Origin of the sequence: Pseudoalteromonas 'SMAR', assembly GCF_048515945.1 — a bacterium.
Lineage (GTDB): Bacteria > Pseudomonadota > Gammaproteobacteria > Enterobacterales > Alteromonadaceae > Pseudoalteromonas.
The window spans coordinates 87,780-99,394 of the sequence record NZ_JBLWMW010000004.1; the positions used below are offsets into that span (position 1 = coordinate 87,780).

The following is an 11,615-nucleotide window of genomic DNA, read 5'->3' on the forward strand; positions in this document are numbered from 1 at the left end:
CTGCGATAACGCGATTTCTTTACTCTGTTATTTCAGCTTAGCCGCAAAAATGCTTTTCAACCTGTGCTAAATCAAAAAGCCGTTTGTTGCTACCTCCTTTGTTCTCACCTGTAGTGCTAAAAACATTGCAATATAGGAATAATTCCTAAACCCAATTATTTGATTTCACGGTATAATGCAGTGACAAAAAGGAGGGGTTATGGACATTGGTATACTGGAAGACCATCAATTAGTGCGCGACAGCTTTAAAAAATTACTCGAGTTACAGCCCGGCTGGCAAGTGACCATAGAGGCTTGCGATGTAAACGATGCCCTGCTCGCCGTTCAGTTAGATCAACCTGATATTTTTATCTTGGATATTTCACTTAACGAAGGTCAAACGGGGTTAACCTTTTTAAGCTACTTGCGAGAGCACTACCCTAAGATAAAAGTGATCATTGCCTCAATGTACGATCACGACCCTTATGTTAGCAACGCGCTGCGCTTGGGAGCGATGGGCTATGTTTCAAAGCGCTCAGCGTCGGATGCCATGATTGATGCGGTTACCATGGTCATATTGAAGAGCGCGTTACGGCACTTGGGGGGCATTGCAGCTTCGAAAATAATGACGGCTTCAGCGTAGCTGTTTGGCTGCCGCTTTAACCAATCTCATCAATTTGCAGTAGCCCCTCGGCAAGTGCCAGTTTAGTGGCTTGTATTTGCGAGGTCAGCTGTAGCTTGGTCATCACATTCGCTCTATGTACATGCGCGGTTTTCGGCATCACATTAATCACCTGTGAGATTTGTTTTGCATTCAGGCCTTGGGCGAGTAACTTAAACACCTCAAGTTCCCGAGCAGTTAACAATGATAGACAGGGGTTAGGCGTACCATCATTCACCAAGCGATCACTGATCGCAGGACTATAAAAACGTCGCCCAGCTGCAACCGACTGGATTGCATAAATAAGTTCATTGGCAGCATCGCGCTTTGACAAATAAGCATCAACGCCAAGCGCTAACGCTCTTTTTATATAAGACTTTTCTTCATACATGCTCAGCATAATGCGTTTTGCACCAGAGTGTCGCTGAGCAATTAGCGCTGCTAGTTCCAAGCCATTTCTGTCTGGCAAAGAAATGTCGATGATGTAATAGTCAATTTGACTCTGCTGCGATTGCTCCAAGAACTCCTCTGCACTGCCTACTTCAAGCACTACGTTCCAATCTTGACACTCTTCTTCTAGCAACGCCCTAAAGCCTTCTCTGACCATTTGATGGTCATCAATCAGCGCAAAATTCATCTCACCTCCTTGTTTTTCATCAGTATAACTCGTCGTGATAAAGCTCAGCTAAGAATTTTTCCTATGCCTTTAAGAAAAATGGCAATAAAACTCTGACGCTAACCTGCCTAAGCTATCTGTCAATCATAAGGAGATAGCTATGCCAAACATTACCGGAGACACTGAGCGCTTTCATAATATTACGGTTCTACTTCATCATATTGGCGAATCTAATTACCGTATTGAGTGGACCAGTAAAATGACCAAAGGCTCGACCAACTTAGTGAAAACAGGCAAAAATAAATATGTTGTGATCCGCAAATGGCCTGAAACCAGAAGCCTTCCCGATGTGGCAACCAACTTTACTTCACGCAATGCCGCGTTTGTTCACTTTATAAAAAACGTTGATGTTATTAAGTGCAACGATGAAGCCATTCTCAAAGCCAAGCAACAATGTCTAGATTATTTTACTCGTTGCGAGCACATCAACTCGGTGGTTAAAACCGCTTTTCCCAAGCCACGGTTACAAGGCGCACTAGGAAGAGAAGTTATCGTTAAACATAAACGTAACTTGTCAGATATTGCCAAAGGACACCTGTTACAACTCATTGGTAATAAAGCTGAAATTCAAATCACACAGCGTTATACTCTGTGTAATCCAAACCCTAAACTGCAGTTTGACACAACTCAGGTTTACTTACCCTAAAAGGCCAAAAGATACTCATGGATGGAGTTTTACGTCACTTTCATTACCAGTTTTTGAGTAATAAGTTCAATTCCGTGAGCCGCACTCAGATAATCAAGTTTCTACTACTGTCGCTGTTTATTGTAGTGGTTGCATCAAACATTGAAACCTTGCTGTATCTGCTGTCTTTTAACTACGTGGTGTATGAAGATTTTGTGAGCTGGTATTTTCCAGTGGGTTTTAGGGTTATTTGTTATATTTTTTTACCGCTACGCTATTGGCCTGCACTCACTATTGGTTTCACACTTGGGCAAATATTCTATGTTTGGTATTACTATGATGTTGCCTTAGACAATGTAGGCTATCGCTTACTAAGCACTGTATCACGTGAGTACATGATACTTACTCCTCTGATCTTGGCCAAGTTATTCAAAGTGCGCTTGGATATTAACACCTTAAAAAGCGCTGTAACGGTTATTTTTATTGCTATTTCCTATCGCTTTATCCGCTCAATGCTAATTGTTTTGCCAGAGGGAACTAAAAATAAATATGCTTTAATTGCAGCGGAAGATCGCTTTGAGATGATGCTGGCACATCAACTTGGGGGGATTTTAACGACCCTTATTTTACTGTTATTGGCATTTTTTGCTAAAACCTGGTTTTCACAGCGCAAGCACTTCTTCAGTCGTAAAAATATCATATTAGCTTTGCAGCTTAGCTTATGCTTTTTTGTTTTTTACAGCACATTTTTAATCGAACCTAAGTCCGTTTACTTACTGCGTATGTTGGCGATTTTTCCTTTGCTCTGGTTCAGTTTTCAGTTTGGCGCTTTAGGAGCACTCAGCTATGGCACACTTACAGTGGCGACCCTGATGGTGAATGTTTTTGCCGTGAATCAAACTGAGCTGCTGCTAACGACGCAACTTTATCTTATCAGTTATAGCGTGCTGGCCCTGCTACTAAGTGCCTTAACCACCGAGTTAAACCAGTCGAAAAGCGAATTACTCAAGCAAAACCAGGAGCTTGTTACACTCAGTGCGTTAACGCAAAACCTCGCGACTAAGGTGGTCAATGTTCAAGAGTCTGAGCGCAGTCAGCTATCCCAAGAGCTGCACGATGATATAGGTCAAAACCTCACCGCGTTAAAAACCAATATCGCTGTACTAGCTAAGAAAACCAAACACCATGATGAACTTAGCCATACCATCTTACGACTCGAAAACGTTTCAAGTAGCATGTACGACTCAGTGTATAGACTAATGCACTGGCTGAGACCCAGGTTGCTAGACGAGCTTGGGCTCAAGGCTGCCCTGCAAAGTGAATTATTTTCTGAACATTTAGCCGAAGCTGGGATCGCTTATCAATGCCAGATTGCCGGACCCATCAATGACCTCAGCGACGAATACCAAATTGCCATTTACCGTATTTGCCAAGAAGCGTCCACCAATGCCATTAAGCACTCGCTGGCCACTAAGCTTAGCATTGATATCGTTTTTGCGAACGAGGTAGTCGCACTCACAATAAATGACAATGGTATCGGCCTTAATGAGCCCAAACAGCGCGCCAGCAACAGCGGCTTTGGTATGGATGGCATCCGTGAACGGGTGTCAGTGCTGAATGGCAATTGCCAATTTACTCATAATGTAAGCGGTGGATTGGCGATCAGCATACACTTTGATACCAACACGCTGAATTAAGCGATTTCGCAAATTAGCGAAACCAAAGGCAGCTTCCCAAACGAAAATAGCTTGCTGAAGCTACTTTATGCTGGGATAGTCAATGCGTCAAAGAAGTGGACAATGCCAATCCAAAACTGGAACATGACACTGTCACAACTCGCGCTCCATCTTGATGGTCGCTTAGAAAGATACTTGGGTATTTAGGCGTTATTATCTGACACAGAATTTTGAACGCCCTCTTTTAACAAGTCAATTTAGCCTATAAAGAGATCAATACAGCCCTTTTTATCTACTAATATTCAAGCCTCTTCATATTAACTATCGATTTTAAGTAAGAAATCTGAAAATGTCTTGTCGATAAGTTCTGTTTCGCCTGACTCAAAGTCCAGAAAAACAATCGCATCATTTTCCTTGTCAAAGCAAATGTAGTTGCCGAAATTATCTATCGCAAAAGCAACCAATTTTGAAGAGATCTCATCGACACCTTTGTTCATCTTAAGGATGTTTTCTACATCCGTGGGGTTGAATGACAAAAAGGACTTTATCGTTCTTTCTTGCGATGTAATGGTACTAAATATACTGACAGGAGGTCGGCTTCCATTATATTTCTTAACAAAGTCGATATAGGAGTCGACAAAGTTGTAGCCTAATCTTTCTTCAGCGTCAGAAATGAGACTATCTGCGGCCAAAGGCTTTATGTAACGCCATTCTTTCATTTTCTTTATCCTTTAAATCAACGGTTTTCTTTTCCGCCGCCCCAAATGGCTTTGCCACCAGTATGACGGTTACTATTGTGGTCTTCAGTGCTAATAAGCTGCATTTCGCCATACTCTTCACTGTGATGCCAAGTATAGCCATCAGGGGTTTCACCATTTTCAATTTGCTCTAACTGTTCATCGTTGAACTGCTTTGCAAACTCAGGATCGCTGTCAACTTTTTCTTTAAGTGTTTCATTCGCATATTCTGCTTGCGCAGTGTCTCTTGCCTGGATCAACTCTTCTGGCAGTTGTACATCAATTGCACTGTTGAATTGTGGGAACACACCTTCAACCTCGACCCCATTTATTTCAACTGTTTTGCGTTCATATATAACACCATCTTCACCTATTTTACCTTCTTTACTTTCTTTAATTGTTTTTAGGTGAATCTTTCCATCTTCATCTATTGTTGCGCTTTCTAGTAAGTGACCTGAGCAGCCGAGCTTTTCTTTATAGTGCTCTTTCTCCTCCTGAGTCAAAGGTCGGGTTTCGCCTTCTTCACATTCAGACTTCGCATCCTTTTGTTCTAAAATAGGGCGGTCAAGCTCATCTAAGTCGATGCTGTTTGCATCAATACTCTCTAACATTTTCGACAGTTCGGGTTGCAACTTACTTGCAACCTCTTTAATCGCTAGTAGATCCATCATTATGCAACCTTCCGTTTAGCAAACTGTTTCCACTCTGAGTAGAGTTTCTTGTATAGCTCCCCATTGGGGACTAATGATCTCAGTAGGGGCTGGATGATCATAACCACTTGTTCCTGAGACGCATTGTTGAACTTATCCAATACCAACATTTGAAGACGAGCATGTACTTGTTCTACACTCTTAGCATTGCAAATAGCACTTTCTAGCAGGTGGTTACAGTCCAATACATGAGGTACCAGAAAAGCGAAATCGCTGAAAAAGAGATCAGTGATACCGGTACGCAAATACTGTATAAGTCGAACCTTTGTAGCCGTTGGCAAATTGCTTCGAAAGAGAGCTTCTACCAGTTTCTCTTCACTTATGTCTGACTTCACTTGATTGTATCCACTCAAAAGATGAGTGATTAAATTAAAGCGAAACGACATCTCACTCATTACGTTTGTTGGCACTGCTTGATACTGGTAGGGGCTTTCTTGCCAAGAAAAACGGCTGACTTTACATAATACAGCTTCGAGCCATTCATTCTGATACACCACTGCTACCCCTCGAGGCAAGCGGGCCATTTCGTCAACTTGCTCATCCGTTAGTGCTGCAGATTTCCCAACCAACAAGCGGTCTGCTTCATCTGGCAAACGCATCAAGATTTTCGTGTTGGTATTGCGAATAGCTGAAATATGTACCGCTGACGGTGATTGATCCGCGATGATAAAGCCTTCGCCATACGTTCGCATTTCTGCGATGGCATTCGACAGCATTTCGACTGACTTCTCGACAACGCTACCTTCTTCAGCGCCACCTGTTGATGGGTTTGCTCGCAAGATATTGTGGGATTCTTCCAACACAGTTATGTGTTTGAGAGGCTGGTTCATGAGCATATGTTCAGCACGGTATTCACCAAGTCTAATGACCAATAGCCCCATTAGAAGCGATTTGGTTTCTTGCGAACCAACTCGGCTCAAATCGATGATGACGTTGCGGTCGAACAGGTCGGCATTGCTGATTTCATCAGCAGCAAAGATTTGGCCGTTCAGTCCGTTAACCATTGACCGAACACGCGTGACTAATGCACCAGTATAGTTGCTCTTCATTTCGTCTGAGTATGGCGATTGGGCGATGACGGACTCTAGCTGCATAAGCAAATCGGCAAACGTTGGAAACAAAGGATAACCGAGAGTTGACGTCGAGTCGCGCAAATCCCAACCACAGTTTTCATAACTTCTCAGTACTGCATCTTTGAGAATGGCAGGCATTGCCGCATACATAGGCCAGCAGACATTAAATACTTCAATCAGGCGATCTACATGTTCAAGGACATGGGTTTGTTCAGGGAAAGAAAACGGATTGATTTTCAGTAGTTCTGTAAATCGGTCGTTTGTGCCAAAAACACGCACTTCTGCTCGATTTCCAAATACGTGCTTGTACTCGCCCTTTGCAGGCTCAATGACCAAAAATGGAATGTTTTGCTGTATTGCTTGATCCAGTAGCGAGTAAACCGTGTTGCTTTTGCCTGAACCTGTTGAGCCAGTGATCAGCGTGTGGCTTGTCAGTTGGTCAAGGTCCAATTCCACAGTTTGTGGCAAATCGCTCCACAAGTGGCGTACTTGGCCCAATGAGATAGTGCGCGAGTTGGTGTTAGCGACGTCAGCATTCAGAGTTTGCACTTTCCGGCCAAATGCGGCTGTTTCCTGCACCACGACGGTAGATGTAGAAAGGCGAGGAAGACTTAGCTGTAGCGCCATTTCCTTGCTCGATACCAAGGTTGCTGGAGTGAGGTATGGGATGTGAGCATTCCCTACAAAATTCGGCTCAAGTCGGGGGTGCATAAGCTGACTCAACCATTGTGTTATCGCATTGGCCTTTTTGCCAGCCCATGTGGTCAGAGCAAAATCTTCCATTGACGATTTTGTCCCGCGGGTGAGACCCAAGAAAATGCTTGATAGGGCTTCACTGGAGGCCTTACAGTCACTAACAAAGTAAGCGGTACTGAGCCAGCCACCGTGGCTTTTCGCTTCGTTGATGCGGTTTAAGTGGTGATCCACCTTATCAAGCATGTTTAAAATGCCTTTGTCCGCTGTTTCAAAACTCACTTGTTGTGTTGAGCCGTGGGTCTGCGTTAGGCCTTTGGTGTGGGTCGTACTATGTGTGTCTGTTTCTGTTGTTGTAGTACTGGTTGCCGTCGACTGGTTAGTCGAATGGGTACTGCTTTCACTTGTTGAGGTAGATTCAGAAGAGCCGGCTGTGTCTGTTGTTTGGAACATGCTTGCAACTTGTCCACCAACTTGTCCGCCAACCATGGCCCCTAATGGGCCTCCGAAAGCGCCTAACCCAGAGCCAATTGCCATCGCCCCCATTGCTTTCATTTTATCCTTTTTGTTTGGCGAGGATTTGCTTTGATTGGTGGTGTGAGAACGGGAAGTCGATGTTGTTGTGCTTTCACTGGTGCCTGTTGTTTCTGTCAGTCCGAGGCTTTCGCCCAAAGAATGGCTCAGTCCTTCACTGATGCTGAGGTTGATCGCATCGCTGTCCTGAATGCCATAGCTGTATTGGCGATTTGACAGAGCGGAAAGCTGCGTCGCCACTTGCTCATAGCCAGTGCGAACAGTATTCAATGCTTGCATTGAAACGGGCTCGGCGAGAATTAGTCCCTCATAGGTGCGGCTTTCTGCAGCATCGATAAAACGCTCTAGCCCTTGCATAAAGTGAGTTTGGTCTTCTGTAGAAAGCCCAGGAACGCTACTGACCGCGGTGACTGTTTTGTAAGAACCATCTTCACTGAGTTCGTCTAGCATAGCGTCAACATCAGAACCATTAAGCGGGGAAAGCTTGCTGCCAGGGAAATGCCCTTTGAAAGTTTCTTGCAACAAATCTCCTGAGTTTTGGCCCAGCATTTTCCCGGGCTCACCACGCGTGCCAATGTAGAGCAGTGTCTCTTTTCCGTCAGATTTTAGAAAAAGGAACACTGTGTATCCGGCAGCCCCCAATGCAGTGTAAGCCGCGGTGGTGCTTTCTAGCACGGATTGCTTATTTTCCTGAACTAAACGTTCCACACGGAAAATGCGTACATCTCCGCCTCGGTTAAGTGACACGCTTTGTTGGTTTTCTACCGGCAATACATCGTAGTGTTTGAGTTCAGCAAGGTAGCTTTTGTTAACCAATGCATGCGCAGTCGAGAGTGTTGCTAGCGCTTCTTGTTGTGCGGGAAGCAGCCCGGTTTCAGAATTAAGATGTTCCATTTCAGCAGTAGATAGATTCATAGTAAGTCTCATTAAACAATGGTAGCCAGAATGACTACTGCGATAGCTGCCACTACGCCACCAATCAGCAGTAATGATTTCAGTACGTTGTTCTCCGGCATGGGGCTTGGTTGTTGACGTCTTCCCGTCGATCTTCGTTCTTGATTCTGAGCGGAGCCCTTCCTAACATTTTTTGGCTGAGAGTTCGACGATGTTGCAGGACGAGTGTCATCTTGTGCAATGTTAAACACATGCTCACGCACTATGACCATATGGCGAATGCGCTCCAAAGAAAAATTGGATGTCGCATACAGTTCTTGTTTGTGGTAATAGTGACTATCCCACTTCACCTTGTCTTGTTCCATTTGCTGGGAGTAGGCGTTTTCTTCGTAAGCAACAAAAAGGGTTGGATATTCTGACAGCGCCCAGGCGATAGCTTGGGTAATCTCTTTCGTAGATAGGCGCTTATCATTCATTTCCATAAATAATGAAATACGAATAACAGATAGATCACCGCTTTTTATGCTATTTACTAGTGAGCGGGATGGGATAAACCCTGTTAAATCTACAGATGAAAAATTAACGCTCATTGCTTCTTCCTTTGTGCTTTTAAGTTTTTCGTTACTTCTCGTAGAACTAGAAGCTGGGCGAGAAAAACCAGCAATTCCACGTTCAGTTAAGTGGCTTTTCACTTTAATAAGGTGCTCTAAGCGTTTTAAGCAGAAATTTTTTTCTGCCAAGTGGCGTTGTAAGGCAAAATATGCCCCCCCCTCCCGCTCCCACTTCTTACAGTCTTCACTAATTGGATCCATAGTGCTATCGGTTCGGTATTTTTCGAAAAGCGCACGTTTGTCATCAGGCAGTGCTGACAGTATTTGGCGGAGCAACTCCGCTTTAAAGTCCTTGCTTGTAATAAAGTCGAAGATTTTTGCTTTAAACTCTGTGGCTGTTAAATTGGGCGCAACAAATTTTGTAGATGCAGTCATGGTGTCTGGCCTCTAAAGGGCCACTGATATTTTCAGTAGGCCCGTAATTAGTTAAAACTGTAAGATAGCTTCCAACTCTTGCTTGATAGCGCGAATTTCGTCGATCTCATTTTTAGCTTGAGCAATGGCACTTTCACGTTGAACTTGGTTTTCAGCTTTTTGCTCTAGGTCGTCGAGAATGGCTGTAAACTTGGAGCTAAACTCGTCTTCCAAGAACGCGAGGTAGTTGTCAATCAACTTGTTCTTGTCTTCTTGAATACGCTCAATCGCTTCGCTCTTTAAGGAAGTAAACTTACCGCGGATGTCAATATTCTGAACTTTCCAAAAGTCTTGCAGATTGACGTATTCTTGATCTTCGTAAATGGGCACTTCGCGTGTACTAAACCACGAAAATGGGTTATACCATTTTGCGTTACTTTCTGTTCTGGACCCAGTTTTAACAGACTTTTTGCTTATATCACTTTGATTCAGTTCAATATCCAGCGGAATTGCAGAGATAGATTGTTTTAGAGCCTGAAATACGGGAAGCTCAAGCGTGCTGCTTTTAGGGAATAACTCAGCGACATGAACTTGATACTCTTTGTATAACTCTTTTTTGATACTCTCTTGAGATTGCACAAACGCCTGATCGTATTCGTTTATGGTTTGATTAAATAAGAACTTAATCTCATCTGATGCAATTTCAACTTTGGATTCAGCTTCGCTAATACTGACGTCACCGCTAAACGTGTCGCTTAGCTCCCCAATACGTGCATAGACGTGTGTCTCTATTTCGTTCAGAGAGTCGTGCACGTCCATTGGTAGGTCTCGACCTTCTTGTTTGAGTTGCTCTTTATAGGCTTGTGTATTGAAACCCTGATCGCGACGTACTTTTAGGCTGTGAATTTCTGACTGCAGCCTGGAAAGCGCTTGCTCATCAATCTCCAGTTGTTTAATTAACTCTGCTTCTTGCATTCCACGTTCGATAGCCGCTGTCAAGGCCAAGTGTGCGCGATTTAATCGCATTGGAAAGCTGTATTTGTTGATGTACTCGTCGATAACGGCTTCAACAGCGGGTAGGCCACTGTTTAGCAATGCGCGCGACATGGCTTTGTCTTGTAGTGCCTCATCATTTTTTGCTTTTTCTGGTATTGCTGACTCTACTGAGTTACTGACCGTCATATATTGTGGAAAAGCCATAGTTGGCTCTTCGAGCAGAAGTTCAGCGATATTTGTCTTGTCATTTCGCTCAGTCCGGGTTAGTTCACCTTGCTTGCGGAGCAAGTAAGCCATACGCGCGGAAACAGGGAAGAGGTTAGGGTCGTGAATACCGTTCTCTTCGAGGTAGCTTTTCACGCGCTCTAGCGCTTTTTCAATGTTTTCACCACGCTCGGGGTCGAACATGTCCATCTTATTAACCACAAATAAGAAGCGATCTTTACTTTGTTTACCGCCTTTGCTCATTGTGTCAGCGACAAGTCTTAGCAAATTCGCGTCATCATTTGTACCTAACTGCGTTGCATTTAACACATAGATAATGAGTGGGTGACGAGCTGAGTCCTGAATAAAGCCTAATGTTGTTCGCTGGTGTTCAGGGTCTTGGCTGTTATTTGGTCCCGGGGTGTCGGTTAGCACGAGGCGGACATTCGTGTTTTCTTTTATGGCACGTATATCACCTTCTAACTTGATAGTTTTAGTTTCATGGTCAGCGTTCCACGTCTCCATCGTAGCTAAATTAACGCTGTCATTCTGTTTAATGAGGTTGTTATTGCCGTCGAAACACTTACCGTAAAAGTCGTTACCTTTGGATTTGTCGTCAAAAATATGAGCAATGGTCGCGGTGGTTGCTTCGTTCGCTGCGGGCAGCAAGTCTTGGCCCAGAATGGCATTGATAAAGGTTGATTTCCCTGAAGACATAGTAGCGACCACGTACGCGTCAAAATCATTGTTCAATGCGTCTTCAAAATCTTGTTTAGCTTTTTGATCGCTGTTAGCTAGGTATTCGGCAAACTTTGGTGACTCTTCTCTAACACGTCCCATTAGATTTTTGATTTTTTCCAATCGCTCTTCAGCAGGCAATACAGGATTAAACTTCAGCTCAACATACATGCCTTTTTGGATTGCATTGTTGGCCGCTTCTTGAATATCATTGTAATCGGATTCGACGCCTGTGAACTCAATTAAGAAGTCGCTGCTGCCATTAAACAATGCCTGCAGGTCATCAAAAATTTGCTCTACCCACAGTTGTAAGCGCTTTGCGCAGTATGCTGTGATGTTCGAACTTTCAGATGGTGAGTGACCATTAATCAGAAATTCAGTTTCTACTAAAAATGGGTTATGCGTAATAGCAATGTGATTCATAACTAAGCTCTCGCGTTATATAAAATAAATT

9 protein-coding genes and 1 pseudogene are annotated in these 11,615 nt (G+C 43.7%); 4 read left to right on the forward strand and 6 right to left on the reverse strand.

Features of this window, described 5'->3' with window-relative positions; translation table 11 throughout:
• The first annotated feature begins 199 nt into the window (after positions 1-199).
• Positions 200-622: a response regulator gene (locus tag ACNKW2_RS03125; RefSeq protein ID WP_419147248.1), complete on the forward strand. Its 423-nt coding sequence runs from the start codon at positions 200-202 to the stop codon at positions 620-622.
• Between the two features lie 16 nt (positions 623-638).
• Here ACNKW2_RS03125 and ACNKW2_RS03130 read toward each other — a convergent pair whose 3' ends face one another.
• The gene (locus tag ACNKW2_RS03130) at positions 639-1,277 is read right to left on the reverse strand and encodes a response regulator (protein WP_419147249.1); all 639 of its coding nucleotides are present in this window, start codon (positions 1,275-1,277) and stop codon (positions 639-641) included.
• Positions 1,278-1,416: 139 nt separating this feature from the next.
• Here ACNKW2_RS03130 and ACNKW2_RS03135 point away from each other — a divergent pair, with 139 nt between their 5' ends.
• The 3 genes and pseudogenes from ACNKW2_RS03135 to ACNKW2_RS03145 all read left to right on the forward strand — a co-directional run.
• Entirely contained in the window at positions 1,417-1,962 is a 546-nt protein-coding gene (locus tag ACNKW2_RS03135; protein ID WP_419147250.1) for a hypothetical protein, read from the forward strand.
• Positions 1,963-1,979: 17 nt separating this feature from the next.
• A complete protein-coding gene (locus ACNKW2_RS03140; protein ID WP_419147251.1) occupies positions 1,980-3,638 on the forward strand; it encodes an ATP-binding protein in 1,659 nt (552 codons plus the stop codon).
• 9 nt (positions 3,639-3,647) lie between these two features.
• A pseudogene (locus ACNKW2_RS03145) lies at positions 3,648-3,824 on the forward strand (IS256 family transposase); the annotation flags it as partial.
• Between the two features lie 110 nt (positions 3,825-3,934).
• On the opposite strand, the gene ACNKW2_RS03150 reads toward ACNKW2_RS03145, so the two are convergent.
• From ACNKW2_RS03150 to ACNKW2_RS03170, 5 genes are read right to left on the reverse strand one after another with little or no spacing between them, the layout of a single operon-like run.
• On the reverse strand, positions 3,935-4,336 hold the full coding sequence (locus ACNKW2_RS03150; RefSeq protein ID WP_419147252.1) for an SMI1/KNR4 family protein: 402 nt from the start codon (positions 4,334-4,336) through the stop codon (positions 3,935-3,937).
• A 17-nt stretch (positions 4,337-4,353) separates the two neighbouring features.
• On the reverse strand, positions 4,354-5,025 hold the full coding sequence (locus ACNKW2_RS03155; protein WP_419147253.1) for an HNH endonuclease: 672 nt from the start codon (positions 5,023-5,025) through the stop codon (positions 4,354-4,356).
• Positions 5,025-8,279, reverse strand: coding sequence for an ATP-binding protein (locus ACNKW2_RS03160; RefSeq protein ID WP_419147254.1), 3,255 nt, complete (start codon positions 8,277-8,279; stop codon positions 5,025-5,027). Before ACNKW2_RS03160 ends, ACNKW2_RS03155 begins: the two co-directional genes overlap by 1 nt.
• Before the next feature lie 11 nt (positions 8,280-8,290).
• Complete coding sequence (locus ACNKW2_RS03165) at positions 8,291-9,244, reverse strand: hypothetical protein (RefSeq protein WP_419147255.1); 954 nt, start codon at positions 9,242-9,244, stop codon at positions 8,291-8,293.
• 51 nt (positions 9,245-9,295) lie between these two features.
• A complete protein-coding gene (locus tag ACNKW2_RS03170; RefSeq protein ID WP_419147256.1) occupies positions 9,296-11,584 on the reverse strand; it encodes a dynamin family protein in 2,289 nt (762 codons plus the stop codon).
• Positions 11,585-11,615 lie beyond the last annotated feature (31 nt).